This is a genomic window from Psychrobacter sp. ANT_H56B, assembly GCF_008369245.1.
Lineage (GTDB): Bacteria > Pseudomonadota > Gammaproteobacteria > Pseudomonadales > Moraxellaceae > Psychrobacter > Psychrobacter cryohalolentis.
The window spans coordinates 97,582-112,675 of record NZ_VOBF01000008.1 but is presented as its reverse complement, the minus strand read 5'-3'; the positions used below and the strand labels follow the sequence as shown (position 1 = coordinate 112,675).

Genomic DNA, 15,094 nt, shown 5'->3' with positions numbered 1-15,094 from the left:
TTAGACCAAATGTAGAATAAGATAAATAATTATAATCTATCCTATGAAAACTCTCAAGTTACGCATCAAAGACAAACATGCAAACCAGCTAAATAAATTGGCTGGCGCAGTTAACTTTGTATGGAATTACGTCAATGATTTGAGTTTCAAATACTTGCAACGAACAGGCAAATTCTTTTCAGCTTATGATATTGCAACTTATGTAAAAGGCAGTGGTGAGTTTTTGAATTTGCACAGTCAAACCTTGCAAGCCATCACCGAAACCCACGCTAAATCTCGAAAGCAATTCAAGAAAGCTAAGCTAAATTGGCGTACCAACCACCCCAAAGCTAAGCGCAAGTCACTTGGTTGGATTCCTTTTAAAAATACCGCGATAAAATATTTAGGCGTCAAAAAGGCAGGAAAGAAAAGCCTCAAATCCACCATTCAATTTAGCCTTGCTAAAGGCAAAAAGCTGACCATCGACGTTTGGGATAGCTACAATTTAGCACTCTACACTATTAATACCTGTGAGCTTGTACAGGACAGTCGTGGTCTTTGGTATGCGTGCGTCACCGTTAAAGAATACCCAAAAACTGCGTGTGGTGATAGTCAGGTTGGTATTGACTTGGGTTGCAAGGATTCAGCGACAACCAGTGATAGCGTCAAGCTACAAACTAAATTAACCCATAAATACGCACCAAAACTAGGGATTGCTCAAAGGGCTAACAATAAAAAGCGAGCTCGCGCAATTCATGCCAAGATTAAAAACACCCGCCAAGACCTGATCCATAAGTTTACATCGAAACTTGTCAAAGATAATAATGCTATCATAGTAGGTAAGCTTCACTCAAAATCATTCACCTCAAGCAAACTCGCCAAATCCGTCTATGACGCTGGTTGGTTTGAAGTTAAGCGGCAACTGACCTACAAATGCGAGAACGCAGGTTGCCATTATGATGAGGTAAATGAAAGTTACACCACCCAAACCTGCTCGTGTTGCGGCTCACGCCAAAACAGTCCGAAAGGTAGAGCAGGTCTTGGAATCAGAGAATGGCTTTGCGAGTGCGGTGTCACTCATCAACGCGATATTAATGCGGCAAAAAACATTCTCGCGCTCGGGCTTGAGCGTCTAGCGGTAGGAATCCCTTCACTTTAGGGAGGGGAGGAAGTCAATGATGACCGCCTTTATTTCATAAGCTGAGACCAACTGCGGTGTATATTAAAGATTCACAAAGCTACCATTTTTCAGCGCAAGCACCCAAGCGCAATATCAGCTTGCCGATGGCGATTGTCATTGCAGTTAGCGTGCATGCGGTGATAATTTTTGGCGTCAGTTTTTCGATGGGGCAAGACCCTGCCGGATTAATGCAAGACGTTGCTAAAGCCCTAACGGATAATATGCAGCCAAATGAAGATGCGCAATTTATTGCCAATGCCTCGCAACAAGGCAGCGGTACGGTAAAAGAGCAATTGCGTCAAGAAACGGACCAAAGCAGCCCGTTATCCGCTGAGCAAATGAGTGAGACGCAAGATGTGATTCGCTTGCAGCGGCAAGTACGCCAGCAGCATTATCAAGAAAGCTATTTGCGCACCACGCTCAGCTGGCGTCATGCAAGCGTAGAGTCTGATAATGACAGTAAGCAAGCGCAAGATGATATGAGGGTGCAAGAAGAGCGCCTACGTAAGCAGATTGCTACGCTAGAAGCTCAGCTATCCCAGCGTCAGCAAACGTATGCCACCAAATCAAAAGTAGTGACCATGGACAGTAACTCAACGACCCATGGCGCGGCGGCCGATTATATCAATACCTTTCGTGAGCATGTTGAGCGTGTTGGTAACCTTCAATATCCTGCTCAAGCACGGTCACAAAGTATTACGGGCGAAGTGCGTTTAATGGTAATTATTGCTAACGACGGTAATATCAAAGCCATCCGTTTGCTTGAGAGCTCAAATTCAACTATCTTAGATGAAGCGGCAAAACAATCAGTCAGGCAAGCCGCGCCATTTGGTAAATTTACCGCAGACATGAAAGACATCGTTGAGTTGCGTCTGATACGTACCTACCGTTATAGTGATATTGTAGAAGTGACGTATTAATACCAGCAGCCCTGAATCTTAAAGTATTAAACAAATGACACCCAGAGATAGAGTAAAGAGTTTATATGGAATTTTTAGGTTTTACCCTTGATGTTGCTACCTTAACCAATAACGCTTTGAGTATTGCTGCCAAAGTGGCATTAGCGCTGCTAATATTTATGATAGGGCGCTGGCTTGCCAAAAAAGCCGTCACATTTGCTCACGGTATAATGTTGCGTAGTCGTTTAGATGAGACAGTCGCTAGCTTTTTAGGTCGCTTAATTTACGGTGTGCTATTGGTTGTGGTCGTTTTGGCTGCCTTGAGTAAAGTTGGTGTGCAGACTACTTCAGTCGTGGCTATCTTGGGCGGTGCAGCGGTTGCGATTGGTTTATCACTGAAAGACCAGCTCTCTAATTTTGCAGCGGGCATTATGATTGTCACCTTTCGCCCATTTGTACGCGGCGACTATGTGCAAATAAGCAGCTATACGGGCACTGTGACAGAGATTACCTTGGTCAATACGCATCTAACAACGATTAACAATCATGATGTCATCATTCCTAATAGCGATATCACTACTTCAGCGGTTGTTAATTACACCGCATTGCCCAATCGCCGCGTCGATATCACCGTTGGTATTGGTTATGATGCTGATATCAAAACTGCCAAAGATGTTATGCTAAATTTGGCAATCAGTAATCCGAAGGCGTTTACTGATCCTGCACCGGTTATCCGCGTCACTAACTTGGGCGATAACTCCGTTGATTTAACTTTAAACGTTTGGACGACTAATGACGACTGGTGGTCAATGCAGTGCGATCTATTGGAACAGTTTAAATATGCACTGGATGATAATAAAATTGATATTCCGTTCCCGCAGCGTAATGTCCATGTGAAAGGACTTGACCAGATGATTAATCAGATGTACCAAGCACAAAAACTACTAACGAAAAAAGATTAGTGATAAGGGTTTGGGATATTGAGCCCTGCCAAAATTTCAATCTCAAAGCGCTCCATCTCATCTTGCTCGGCTTGCCCGAGCTCATGATCGAAACCGAGCAAATGCAGTATGCCATGAATTAATAAGTGGCTAATATGCTGCCTAGCCTCTTTGTTTTGCTCTGCTGCTTCACGTATCATCACCGCATGGCAAATGATTAGCTCTCCAAGCGGTAGCGTTGGCATCAGTCCAATAATTGCTGCTGGCAGGTCGCTTGGATAAGAGAGGATATTGGTTGCATAATCCTTTTGACGGGCTTCTAAATTCAGCTCGCGACCTTCGACTTCATCAGTAATATAAATATCGAGCACCTTAATCTTTTCTTGCCACTGCTCAGCATCGATATCGTCAAAGTATGGCAGTATCAGACCATCTTTTACCTGCTCATCGATATAGTTAAGTGTCGCCGCCATTACAGACAGCATCTGCTCCCGACTGTAAAAACTATCAAGTGTCTGGTCATCGATAAGCTCACTGGCACTAATATCAAGCGCGTCTAAGCTATTGTTATCGTTAGAATTGTCATCAATATTGTTGCTAGCACCGCTATTGCTGTCTTGGCTCATACCCTAATCCTTCTTTATATCAATTAAAAAATATCTAACAGTAAAAAACCGGATATAAAATCCGGTTTCCTTCCAGTATACGCCTATCAAGATAGATTAGAGTTTGGCTGCTGCCTCAGTCATTGTTTGTTTACGCTCTTGCTCTTTGATACGTTCAAACTTGCGCTTTTCCTGCAAGGCAAACTGCTCGTCATCATAGACATCATAAGCTTCAACGATTTTCTGTACCAATTGATGGCGTACGACGTCTTTTGAATCAAACTTAGTGATATGAATCTCTTCAATACCACTTAAGATTTCCATCGCTTGTGCCAAGCCGGACTTGCTGCCACGTGGCAAATCTACCTGTGTGATGTCACCGGTAATGACCGCGCGCGAACCAAAACCTAATCGCGTCAAAAACATCTTCATCTGCTCGGGCGTGGTATTTTGTGCTTCATCCAAGATCACAAATGAGTTATTTAAAGTACGACCACGCATATAGGCAAGCGGGGCAATTTCAATGATTTGCTTTTCAATCATCTTACCGACTTTCTCAAACCCAATCATTTCATATAGTGCATCGTATAAAGGACGCAAGTATGGATCGATTTTTTGCGTCAAATCACCCGGCAAAAAGCCCAGTTTTTCGCCAGCCTCTACCGCAGGACGTACGAGCAAAATACGCTCAATCTCATTGCGCTCAATCATATCAACTGCACAAGCAACCGCGAGATAGGTTTTACCGGTACCGGCAGGTCCAATACCAAAAGACACATCAGAGGATAGAATATCTCTGACATAACGCTGCTGATTGCCACCGCGTGGAATGATTTTGCCATTACGGGTACGCAAGCTGATAGGCGTAAATTCGCTTGGGGCGTCTAAGTCTTCATCATTATCCTCTAGCTGTGCTGCATCTTCTTCAATATCTTCATCGCGCGCGAGGCTTGATTGAATGATGAGATGCAATTCTTCGGCGCTGATGTCTTTGGTGTTTTGTGCTTCATCGACCATTTTATAAATAATACGTTCGCCGCGCTCAACACCCAATATGTCGCCACTTAGACAGAAGTCGCCTTGGCGTTGGCTGATTTTAATATCGAGGCGTTGTTGAATATATTTCATGTGATTGTTGTATTCGCCAAGCACGGTTTTGAGCTGTGCTGGGGTCAAGGATTCAAATTTTATACGGCGGCTCATGGAGTCAGTCAAGCGATTATCCTTGTGTTGGTTGCCCGCTGCTATGGTTATTGCTTCTATGCTGCATAGTCAGACGAACTTCAGAGATAAAATAGTTAGTCGTGCTTTATGTTGTTTGGTTTATAGCTTTTAGCGTACGGCTTTTAGATAATAGAAAATGACGGCAAAGTAGCTGTTAGTTTAATGAATAGTAAGTTTGATGAATAATAAATAAATTTCCTGTCTTCATTATGGTAGATAGAATTTAAATTTCAAGCTATATAGATGTATGCATGGCTTTGTTTTTGTATGGCGATTGCAACGATAGATAAAAGTATTCAGCAGTCACACTGAAAGAATTTTTTACAGCTGCTACGGATACCGTCAAGACCACAGAATAATAGGCAATTTGTGGTAATCTATTGTTTAGGCGATAACGCTATAGTCAGTTTTAAATGAAAGAAATACAAACATTATAACGTGCTACTGGTATTAATTTTTCTTGCTTGCTGTGCCTACGCAGACAGAGGCTGCGAATAATTAATTCCAGTAGCACTGTATTCTTTTAAAGGTGCATCTACTATATTAGAAATTTTTTAATATGTTCAAAGAACAATAGGTTTTTCAATAAAATAAAATTCTGAGTGAATAATAATCACGTATAAATGCGTGCTAAATCGGCAATGATAGGAATAATAATGATGCAAACTACTGAAGAAAATCTGTCAAAATCTAACAATATTAAACACGCTGCGATGACTGAGCAGCAGGTACTTATCGCTGGTGGCGGTCATGTCGGTTTGTCGTTTGCGTTGCTATTGGCAAACCATGGTATCGCCAGTACATTGCTCGAGAAGAACAGCTATCCGACCATCAGTCCCAAAGATGATAGCAATCGCAGCCACTATTTAGACAGCCGTAATACGGCATTGTCACGGCGTACGGTACAGATTTATCAAGAGATCGGGCTGTGGGATGAACTACAAAGCCATGCCTGCCGTATCGATGCCGTACAGATTAGTGAACAGGGCAGTTTTGGTCGCGCGCAACTGAATAAAGCGGATGAAAAAGTCGAGTCGTTTGGACAAGTGATGGAAAATGCGTGGCTTGGGCGTAAGTTGCTCCTTGCTGCTCAGCAAGAGCCACTGATTACGCTTATTGATAATGCAAATGTAATAGCCGTTGACCAGAAAAGTGATAGTGTAACCCTAAGTTTTAGCTACTATGGTGAAGAAGAGCATGAGCAGCAATTGCAGGGTAGTGTGTTAGTCGCCTGTGATGGTCGCGACTCTACTGTGCGTCAGTTATTAGATATCGGTACGACTACTTATGATTATAAGCAAACGGCTATCGTCGGCGTGGTAGAAACGGACAAACCACATGAGCATAATGCGATTGAGCGTTTTAGTCCTGCCGGACCACTGGCAGTGTTGCCATTAACGGATCCAGAAGGCGACGGTAATGACGAATATCAGACTGGCTATAGACGTTCAGTCGTTTGGGTTTGCCGAACCGGAGAAGAGACGCAATACTTAGAGGATGACGCGCATTTCTTAGCGACTTTGCAGCAAGCTTTTCGTCAGCGTGCAGGCACGTTTAAAACTGCTGGTCGCCGTGGTGCATATCCATTGACACGGGTGCTGGCAGATAAACAAGTGGATGGTCGCTGCGTTATCATGGGTAATGCAGCGCACACCCTGCATCCAGTAGCAGGACAAGGTTTCAACCTATGTATGCGTGATGCGCATGTATTAGCACAGATGATGAGCGCGCAAGTACTAAAAGGCGAAGACATCGGTAATCCTACATTACTAAAGCGTTATGAGAAAGCCCGTCAAACTGACCAAAAACGCGTTATTCGTTTTTGTGATGCAGTGGTACATGGCTTTACGCATCCAAATCCAGCCGTGAAGCTGGCACGTAATGTCGCTTTGGTTGCCTTTGATAAATTACCAAATATTAAACCATTAATTGCCAATTATGCGATGGGTCTAAAGTCCTAGTATTGATAAGCCATTAAAAAAATTCAAAATCCAAAAATCTAACTGCTGCTAATTATTAAAATATCAGCGGATAATTCAAATAGCGACACAAAGGATATTTTATGAAAAATAACCATACGCTGATTATCGGCGGCGGTATTGTCGGCGCAACGCTTGCGCTCAAACTGGCACAAGACAATAAGCCGGTGACACTCATTGATGCGCGCCCAAAGCGTGACAAGGAAGATTGGCAGCAAATACTGGGTCAACGCGATGCCCGTGTTTATGCGCTGAGTCTTGCCAGTATTGAGTTATTAAAAGAGGTTGGTGCTTGGCAAAAAATAGCAGCGTCAGAGCGCAAGGCTGATTACTCACAAATGCAAGTCTGGCAACTAAACGGTAGAGGCGAGCTACTGTTCGGCGATAGTACTAATAATAGTGATGACAGTAATCAAAATTCTGAGCCGAAAATGCTTGGTAGTATGGTTGAGCCTGCTGTCATTGAATATGCATTATGGCAGCGTTTATTAGCGCCTGATGTCAGTCAATATCTAACCGTCATCGATGGGCAAAAAGTTGTCGATATGGATTGGCTAGGTGCAACGCAAGGCTACCGCGTGACGTTAGATAACGGAAGCGTGATTGACGCGCGTTTATTGGTCGGTGCTGATGGTCGTGGCTCATTCGTGCGCAAGCAAGCAGGTATTGAGCTTGATATTCTTGATTATAATCAAACCGCGATCTGTTGTGCGATTCAAACTGAAAAGCCGCATCAAGCAACTGCTCGTCAAGCCATGCTGCCGACTGGCACGTTAGCACTGTTGCCGCTTGCTGATATCACTGATGAAGACAAAGCCAATCCACAGCATTGGCAGTCTATCGTGTGGACATTACCACGTAATCAAGCATTGGCGTTGATAGAGGAACACCCACGATATATCGCCGATAAACTCGCTGCTGCCAGTCATTATGAGCTTGGCGCCATCCACAAAATTGAATCAATCGCCAGCTTTCCATTAGCGGCGCAGCAAGCAAAGACTTATGTTGCGGATAATTTAGTCTTAATTGGGGATGCGGCGCATGGTGTGCATCCGCTTGCTGGGCAAGGGCTCAATCTTGGGATGCTCGATGTAAAAGCATTAAGCAAACAATTGGCGCATGATTATAACCGTAGTGGCGGGACGCTTTGGGGTACCAATCAAACCTTGCGTAGCTATGAGCGCTTGCGTCGTCCGCATAACAGTCTGATGATGCACAGCTTTTCAGCACTTAACTGGCTTTTCGCTGGCTCGCTGGCTCAATTGCGTCCTATCCAACAACTTCGTAATGAAGGTATGTATCGGGTTAGTAAAATCAAGCCATTGATGCAGCTATTTGCTAAGCAGGCGAGTGGAGTTTAGGGTTTTAGACTTAAAGAAGAGTAGAGTATGAACGTTAAATTATGGACAATAGCGCCGATGATGATAGGCGCTTTAGCTCTGACAGGTTGTCAAACGGCTGATTTGCCTAAGCAAACAAGTCAAGTTATCAACATGCCAACGGTTGTGGTTAATTTAGATAGCGATAGCGACGGTGATGGTGTACCTGATGAGTTAGATCAATGTCCAGGTACATCAGAAAACGTGGTGATAGATGAAAGGGGCTGTCCGCATTCTTTACTTTTTGGTGAAAACGAATTTAGGATGGAAGCTAGAGCCTATTATGATGAAAATAGTAGTGAGATAAAAAGTGAGTATTATGAACAGCTAGATAACGCAGGCAAAAAAATGCAAGATCATTTGGACGCTGTTATGCATATTGAAGGGCATATATCCAAGCGTGAAGACAATGGTGCTAATCAAACATTATCAAGATATCGTGTAGAAGGGATTAAAAATTATATGACTATGAAATATAATATTGATCCTGATCGTATTAATACCTTTTACTATGGATCAGAGCGTCCAATTGCGACAAATGACGCCGAAAATAGTTGGCTCAACCAGCGTATTTATGCGCTTATTAGCAATGTTGATTAATATATTGAGCATTTCAAAAAGTGTGAAACTAATGACAAATAAAGCCTTAAATTATTCTGGATTAAGAGAGAGCAATAGTGATAATTAAAAATCATCGCACGTTATTGCTACTAGCAGCATCTATAACATTAGTAGGCTGCCAAACTACTACAGTTGTGCCGCCCAAAACCACACCTCAAGATGAGAATATCAGGACGATGAAAGCAGAGATTGATTCAGATGGCGATGGTGTTTCGGATAAATTAGATTATTGCCCAAACACACCTCCAAACGTTATGATAGATAAAAACGGCTGCCCACCTTCATTAGAAATTACTGACAAGAATTTCATAAAAGGAGAAGTTAGAGTCTATTATGATGAAAATAGTAGTGAGATAGATAGCAAGTATTTTGAAGAGTTAAATAGAGTAGGTGCGCTAATGCACAAGCGCTTAGATATAGTGATAGTTATTGAGGCTCATATAAGTGCACGTGAAGAAAAGAGAGGTTATCAAACCCTTGCCAACAATCGTGCCGAAAGATTTAAAAGCTTTTTGATTTCCAAATATCAAGTCAATTGTAATCGCATTAAAACTCATGGTTATGGGGCAGAGCAACCTGTTGCTTCTTCTGATACTGACCGATACAACCGTCGCCTATATGCAGTGTTCATTGATACCAAAAATAATATTGAAAACTTCAATAATAGTAATGGAGAAAGCTGTCAAGTCTTTTGAATTTAGTAACTTATGAAAGTCGTAAGCAATCACCCCAACGCCGAAAATACCACCATCAAAACTGGCGAGACGATATTAATAATAAAACCAAAGCTAATCGCCAGTGGCACGACCTTTAGACCACCTGATTGCTGAATAATTGGCAAAGTAAAATCCAAGCTGGTCGCACCGCCAAGTCCGACTGAAGCAGACGGATATTTACGCATAAAGACAGGAATAAATATCAACGCAAAGAACTCACGTATTAAGTCATTAAATAACGCCACACTGCCCCAAATAGCCCCGTAAGCATCAGTCATGACGATAGCGGATAGCGAATACCAGCCAAAGCCTGAGGCTAAAGCTAAGCCTTTTGTCCATGACACATCAGTAAATATCAGCGCAAATAAAAGCCCACCTATCAATACTGATAGCGTAAAAATAATACTCATCTCAACGCCGCGGCGATTCAGCAGTACTTCTCTTAATGTAATACCTGAGCCTTTAAGCCCAATACCAACTAGCAGAATCAAGATCATCAGCAGCACCGTCATAGTGTTTTCAGGTGGCATATAACCGGCTGGCAGGAAATAACCAATGACCATGCCGATGACTACGCAAACCACTTGTACGAGACTGCCGCGAATACTGACGCGATGCTGTTTTGACTTGGCAGTAGACTGTTTTGTATCCCAAGGCTTTAGGCGATCAAACAGCATCAGCCCGAATAGCCCAGTACCGATAGTGAGTATCGATAGCACTGTCACATAAAGGGCAATCTCGCCCAATTGATTACCCAGCCCTTCAACTTGTGACAGCTCGATACCAATAAGGGTCAAGATGATAAATACTAGATAAGTCAGGCCTTTATCAGCAAAGGCCGTCAACTTAGGAATAGAGGGAATAGCAAAACCAATAAACAGCGGCATAAGTACTAAAAAAAGGGTGATTAGGCTTTGCATAGGGCAGGCTCAAACGATTTTTATTAAGCCGGCAATTGTAACATAAGCCCCTATCAAAACTGAGATGAGCGTGCAAAAATTACTATGTTTTAATAACTACGTTTTTAAGCCATCAAGACAGCATTGTAGTTGTCTGCTGTTATACTGTGTGGTCATCACCCATCACTTTACGAAACCATTTCATGAAACAATTGTAGCTCGTCATGTATGCTATTCGGTTTTGACTTAGGCTCAATCACACTAACTTTGGGAGTATCTGCTAAATAAGGATAGTCTTGCCGATAATGTCCGCCGCGACTCTCGCAACGCTGATAGGCTGAGTGTACGATTAAAGCGGCCAGCTGTAGTTGGCGTGTAAGCTGAAATAGATGTAATGCATTGAGTGTAGCAGAGCTAGCAACCACCGCTATCTCATCCGTATTTAAATGCGGTGAATTTTCAAACGTCAGAGTAGGCGAGCTAGAAGATTCAAGTGCCTGTTGCCATTTATTGATTTGTATCAATGCTTGCTCTAATGACTGAGCATCACGAGTGATACCTAGATGGCTACTCATTAACGCTTTTAAGTCCATGCTAATGGATACTATATCCGTTGCTTTAATACTAGTCGTTTCAATATTGACCGTTTCAATGCCAGACGTTTCAAAGCTATGTTTTTTCTCACTAGAGTATTTATTAGACACGGTAGTCAAGGGTAAGCTTATTAGCTTAGTGTCTGTTAATAGTGGTGCTGTCCACTGATTATTCGTCAAGTAGTTTGGTAGATGGGCTGCGATATTACGGCCAACGACTACACATTCCAATAGCGAATTGCTCGCTAATCGATTAGCACCGTGCAGACCGGTATAAGCCACTTCGCCAGCAGCATATAACCCTGGTACATCGGTGAGACCGTTACTACAAGTCACGATACCGCCACAGCTATAATGAGCCGTTGGCGCAACAGGGATAGGGTCAGTAGTAATGTCGATACCAAGCGCTAATACGGTCTGATAAATCTGCGGAAAATGCTGTTGTATAAAATCAGCTGGCAAGTGACTGACATCTAGGTGAACGTAACCCAGTCTATTTGTATGGATTTGCGTCGCTATAGCACGAGCAACGATATCTCGTGGTGCTAACTCTGCACGTGCGTCAATCTCTAGCATAAAGCGTGTGCCAGTTTTTGGACAATATAAGCGTCCACCTTCACCGCGTAAAGCTTCAGAAATCAAAAAACTACTATCTGCTAGCGCCAAACCAGTCGGATGAAACTGCACAAATTCTAAATTTGCCAAGCGGCAACCGGCTTGCCATGCCATGATTACGCCATCACCAACACAGACATTAGGTGCGCTGGCTCGTTGAAACAGTTGTCCTAAACCACCACTTGCTAGCACCACAGCACTACTATAAATAGTGAGTTGGCTTTGGCTACAGTGGTCAAAGACAGTCGCGCCTTGGCATCGGTCATCACTGCTTTTTGTTAAAATGCTTAGTGCTTCATAATGGGTTAGGATAGTAATATTAGATGCGGCTTGCGCTTTTAAAATTAAAGCGTCCATAACGTGTCGGCCGGTGGCATCATCAGCATGAGCAACTCGCCGACAGCCATGACCGCCTTCTTTAGTCAGATGTAAATTTTTGATATCTAAAGTCTTGATAGCATCAAGCGACTCTATAGCGTCAGTCAGTGGAATTTGAGTAAAAGGAACCCCTTGAGTACATAACCATTGCACCGCTTGCTGGCCTTGACTTAAGATACTGGCAGTATTATTTGTCTCACATAGGCCTGCGCCAGCGACCAAAGTATCCGCGATATGGTCAGCGACACAATCATCTTTATCTAAACTTGCCGCGATACCACCTTGGGCATAATGGCTTGAGCAGACTTCAAGGGCAGCCTTACTTAATACGATAACTTTTAAAGTCTTTGGTAGAGCAAGCGCGGTACTTAAACCTGCAAGGCCCGCACCAATAATAAGCACATCAGTTCGTATCTCATTTGTGCTATCAGCGCCATTTGAATCAGCATAGCTATCCGAGCATAGCGCACTCATATTATGCCGCTCCGACATTAGCAAATAGTGCGCGGTCTTTGACGATATCACCGCTTGCTGCCACGCGTTGTTTTTGTGCTTCAGCAAAATCAAGCATACGTTGCAATGGTTTTCTAGCTGCTGCGGCAACCTGGTCAGTGAGTAATACTTCACCGCTATTATTGATTAAGCATTGCTCAATCCCTTGCAAGCCATTCATCGCCATCCATGGGCAAAAGGCACAGCTCTTACAGCTAGCACTTTCACCAGCCGTTGGCGCCGCTAAAAAACGCTTATGCGGCGAGCGTTTTTGCATTTCATGTAAGATACCTAAATCAGTGGCGACAATAAAAGTATCGTCATCCAGCTCATAAGTAGATTGCAGCAGCTTACTCGTCGAGCCAACTACGTCTGCTAGCGCAACCACACTGTCTGGTGATTCAGGATGCACCAACACTTTCGCTGTCGGATGCTGTTCTTTTAATTGCATAAGCTCAGTAGCTTTAAACTCATTATGCACCATACATGAACCTTGCCAGAGCAGCATATCTGCGCCAGTCTCACGGGCAATGTATTTACCTAAGTGTCTATCCGGACCCCAAATGATACGCTCACCTTGCGCATGCAAATGACGAATGATATCGATACCAACTGACGAAGTTACTACCCAATCAGCACGTGCTTTCACCGCAGCGCTAGTATTGGCATAAACGACAACCGTACGCTCAGGATGAGCATCACAAAAGGCAGAAAACTCATCGGCAGGACAGCCCAAATCAAGCGAGCATTCCGCTTCCAAGTCTGGCATCAGTACTGTTTTTTCCATACTGAGTATCTTTGCCGACTCACCCATAAAGCGTACACCTGCCACGACCAATGTCTGCGCACTATGCGCTTGACCAAAGCGCGCCATCTCAAGCGAATCACCAACACAGCCACCTGTTGCCAATGCCAAATCCTGAATAAAAGGGTCGACATAATAATGCGCCACTAAGACGGCGTTATGCGCTTTTAACAACTGCTTAATATTTTCTTCAACTTTCAGTCGCTCACTACGCGGCAAGTCTGCGGGCATTTTTGCTTTGGCATATTCAATATTCATTTGCGTGGCAATGCGATTATCAGTACTCATAATCGGTGCGTCATACGGATACATTTTCATAAGTGCAAACCTTTCATGCAATAACGACACATCAGTTGCCGTTAGATTGAGTCAGTTGAATAGTGTTAAAAAATAAACTGTTTTAATTATGCTCATTTTGAGCATAAATACAAGAAATTTTTTATACGTTTATTATTTATGTAGGACTCATTTTGTATAATTACAACTACAAGCTATGATAAGCATCGATTCAAGCTATACTTAGCATTTGTTCAATGGCTTATCAGTTGAGCTATATTTCATAATTAAAATGAAAGGTAATCATTAACGTCATGACGTTGTCTTATTCACACGCCCATCAACAAGGTAGCGGTACGACTGAGGTTGTCGCAGTGCTGGTCGCGATTACCGAGCACACGGCGCGCGTTTTAACCGTTGATCAAGGCAAGCTATTGCCCAATGGTCCCCTCATGCCATTACACCGCTCGTTGCAAGCAGGTGTGCGCCAATGGGTTGAAGAGCAAACGCAGCAGCCACTTGGTTATTTAGAACAGCTATATACCTTTGTCGATACCAATAGACGCAATGATGATGGTCATGCGCTGGTTTACGTCAGCTATTTGGGTTTGGTGCAAGAGACGCAGACGCAATTACAAAGCCAAGCATTATGGCGTGATTGGTATGATTATTTCCCATGGGAAAATCACTTAGATGGTATGCCAGCTATCATTATGGACTATATCGTACCGGCATTATTACGTTGGGCAGATGCTGCAAAAAAGGTGGAGATTCAGCAGCGCCGGCGTCAGCGTATTGGTCTGTGTTGGGGCGTCAGTGAGACGATTCTAAATAATTGCTCTAAAAATAAAAGCGCGCATTCAAATGCAGAGAGCAACGATCAGCTGATAAATGACAAAGAATACGAGACTAGGGAATGGATTGCAGAACATGTCCTTCTGCGTTATGAGATGTTGTATGAAGCAGGTCTTATTGCAGAAGCACCAACTTATCCACCGAGCTATTTGGCTAATGTTCAATCCGACAACTCTCAATCTAACAAGGCGTTTAAATTGCCTAGTAACTGGTCACAGCTTATAGGGTCACCGATGTACTACGACCATCGCCGGGTGATTGCGACGGCTATTTCAAGACTACGTGCAAAAATTGAATATCGACCGCTCATTTTTGGCTTGATGCCAGATGAATTCACCTTGTCGCAGTTGCAGCAGAGTGTCGAAGCACTATCGGGTGTGCGCTTACATAAGCAAAACTTCCGCCGGCTGCTAGAGTCACAAAATCTTGTGCTAGAAACAGGGCAGAGTATTAGCGCCCAGCGTGGTCGTCCCGCTAAACTTTATCGTTTTCGCCATGATATTGAATTGCAAAGTTTGCTGATGGACAGCAAATTGCCAAAACGTAAATAGCTGCACAATATCTATCATTATTAAGACATGTAAATTTATTGAAAATTTTAATTTATGATATTTTCTTGCGAGCCAATAAACTTTACGTTATATTTATGCTCATTTTG

At 43.2% G+C, this 15,094-nt stretch carries 13 protein-coding genes; 8 read left to right on the top strand and 5 right to left on the bottom strand.

Annotation, left to right across the window (positions count from 1 at the left end; all coding sequences use genetic code 11):
* Window positions 1–43 precede the first annotated feature (43 nt).
* The 3 genes from FQ082_RS10350 to FQ082_RS10340 all read left to right on the top strand — a co-directional run bounded on the left by FQ082_RS10350 (window position 44) and on the right by FQ082_RS10340 (window position 3,020).
* Window positions 44–1,138, top strand: coding sequence for an RNA-guided endonuclease InsQ/TnpB family protein (locus FQ082_RS10350; RefSeq protein WP_149493036.1), 1,095 nt, complete (start codon window positions 44–46; stop codon window positions 1,136–1,138).
* Between the two features lie 56 nt (window positions 1,139–1,194).
* Entirely contained in the window at window positions 1,195–2,079 is an 885-nt protein-coding gene (locus FQ082_RS10345) for an energy transducer TonB (protein ID WP_149493035.1), read from the top strand.
* Window positions 2,080–2,144: 65 nt separating this feature from the next.
* Window positions 2,145–3,020, top strand: a complete 876-nt coding sequence (locus FQ082_RS10340; RefSeq protein ID WP_149493034.1) for a mechanosensitive ion channel family protein — start codon at window positions 2,145–2,147, stop codon at window positions 3,018–3,020.
* On the opposite strand, the gene ybeY is transcribed toward FQ082_RS10340, so the two are convergent.
* Complete coding sequence (ybeY, locus tag FQ082_RS10335) at window positions 3,017–3,625, bottom strand: rRNA maturation RNase YbeY (RefSeq protein ID WP_149493033.1); 609 nt, start codon at window positions 3,623–3,625, stop codon at window positions 3,017–3,019. The two genes, FQ082_RS10340 and ybeY, sit on opposite strands and share 4 nt — an antisense overlap.
* A 96-nt stretch (window positions 3,626–3,721) precedes the next feature.
* Window positions 3,722–4,807, bottom strand: a complete 1,086-nt coding sequence (locus tag FQ082_RS10330) for a PhoH family protein (RefSeq protein WP_149493069.1) — start codon at window positions 4,805–4,807, stop codon at window positions 3,722–3,724.
* Window positions 4,808–5,487: 680 nt separating this feature from the next.
* Between FQ082_RS10330 and FQ082_RS10325 the strand changes: the two genes are divergently transcribed.
* The 4 genes from FQ082_RS10325 (at window position 5,488) to FQ082_RS10310 (ending at window position 9,502) form a co-directional block, all read left to right on the top strand.
* The gene (locus tag FQ082_RS10325; protein WP_262498206.1) at window positions 5,488–6,789 is read left to right on the top strand and encodes an FAD-dependent monooxygenase; all 1,302 of its coding nucleotides are present in this window, start codon (window positions 5,488–5,490) and stop codon (window positions 6,787–6,789) included.
* Window positions 6,790–6,890: 101 nt separating this feature from the next.
* Window positions 6,891–8,168 carry an FAD-dependent monooxygenase gene (locus FQ082_RS10320; RefSeq protein WP_149493031.1) on the top strand — a complete coding sequence of 426 codons (1,278 nt, stop codon included), beginning with the start codon at window positions 6,891–6,893 and terminating at the stop codon, window positions 8,166–8,168.
* Window positions 8,169–8,195: 27 nt separating this feature from the next.
* Complete coding sequence (locus tag FQ082_RS10315) at window positions 8,196–8,786, top strand: OmpA family protein (protein ID WP_149493030.1); 591 nt, start codon at window positions 8,196–8,198, stop codon at window positions 8,784–8,786.
* 77 nt (window positions 8,787–8,863) lie between these two features.
* On the top strand, window positions 8,864–9,502 hold the full coding sequence (locus FQ082_RS10310) for an OmpA family protein (RefSeq protein ID WP_149493029.1): 639 nt from the start codon (window positions 8,864–8,866) through the stop codon (window positions 9,500–9,502).
* Between the two features lie 29 nt (window positions 9,503–9,531).
* Here FQ082_RS10310 and FQ082_RS10305 read toward each other — a convergent pair whose 3' ends face one another.
* The 3 genes from FQ082_RS10305 to nadA form a co-directional block, all read right to left on the bottom strand.
* The gene (locus tag FQ082_RS10305) at window positions 9,532–10,443 is read right to left on the bottom strand and encodes a lysine exporter LysO family protein (protein ID WP_149493028.1); all 912 of its coding nucleotides are present in this window, start codon (window positions 10,441–10,443) and stop codon (window positions 9,532–9,534) included.
* A gap of 167 nt (window positions 10,444–10,610) precedes the next feature.
* Window positions 10,611–12,482: an L-aspartate oxidase gene (gene nadB, locus FQ082_RS10300; protein WP_149493027.1), complete on the bottom strand. Its 1,872-nt coding sequence runs from the start codon at window positions 12,480–12,482 to the stop codon at window positions 10,611–10,613.
* Between the two features lies 1 nt (window position 12,483).
* Window positions 12,484–13,623: a quinolinate synthase NadA gene (gene nadA, locus FQ082_RS10295; protein WP_149493026.1), complete on the bottom strand. Its 1,140-nt coding sequence runs from the start codon at window positions 13,621–13,623 to the stop codon at window positions 12,484–12,486.
* 272 nt (window positions 13,624–13,895) lie between these two features.
* Between nadA and FQ082_RS10290 the strand changes: the two genes are divergently transcribed.
* The gene (locus FQ082_RS10290) at window positions 13,896–14,987 is read left to right on the top strand and encodes an NUDIX hydrolase (protein ID WP_149493025.1); all 1,092 of its coding nucleotides are present in this window, start codon (window positions 13,896–13,898) and stop codon (window positions 14,985–14,987) included.
* The last annotated feature ends 107 nt before the right edge of the window (window positions 14,988–15,094 follow it).

Bases quoted from the DNA above. Each gene is read 5' to 3' on its own strand.
- FQ082_RS10325 (WP_262498206.1), top strand. From the start codon at position 5,488: ATGCAAACTACTGAAGAAAATCTGTCAAAATCTAACAATATTAAACAC.
- FQ082_RS10305 (WP_149493028.1), bottom strand. From the start codon at position 10,443: ATGCAAAGCCTAATCACCCTTTTTTTAGTACTTATGCCGCTGTTTATT.
- nadA (WP_149493026.1), bottom strand. From the start codon at position 13,623: ATGAAAATGTATCCGTATGACGCACCGATTATGAGTACTGATAATCGC.
- ybeY (WP_149493033.1), bottom strand. From the start codon at position 3,625: ATGAGCCAAGACAGCAATAGCGGTGCTAGCAACAATATTGATGACAAT.
- FQ082_RS10315 (WP_149493030.1), top strand. From the start codon at position 8,196: ATGAACGTTAAATTATGGACAATAGCGCCGATGATGATAGGCGCTTTA.
- FQ082_RS10320 (WP_149493031.1), top strand. From the start codon at position 6,891: ATGAAAAATAACCATACGCTGATTATCGGCGGCGGTATTGTCGGCGCA.
- FQ082_RS10340 (WP_149493034.1), top strand. From the start codon at position 2,145: ATGGAATTTTTAGGTTTTACCCTTGATGTTGCTACCTTAACCAATAAC.
- nadB (WP_149493027.1), bottom strand. From the start codon at position 12,482: ATGAGTGCGCTATGCTCGGATAGCTATGCTGATTCAAATGGCGCTGAT.
- FQ082_RS10290 (WP_149493025.1), top strand. From the start codon at position 13,896: ATGACGTTGTCTTATTCACACGCCCATCAACAAGGTAGCGGTACGACT.
- FQ082_RS10330 (WP_149493069.1), bottom strand. From the start codon at position 4,807: ATGAGCCGCCGTATAAAATTTGAATCCTTGACCCCAGCACAGCTCAAA.
- FQ082_RS10350 (WP_149493036.1), top strand. From the start codon at position 44: ATGAAAACTCTCAAGTTACGCATCAAAGACAAACATGCAAACCAGCTA.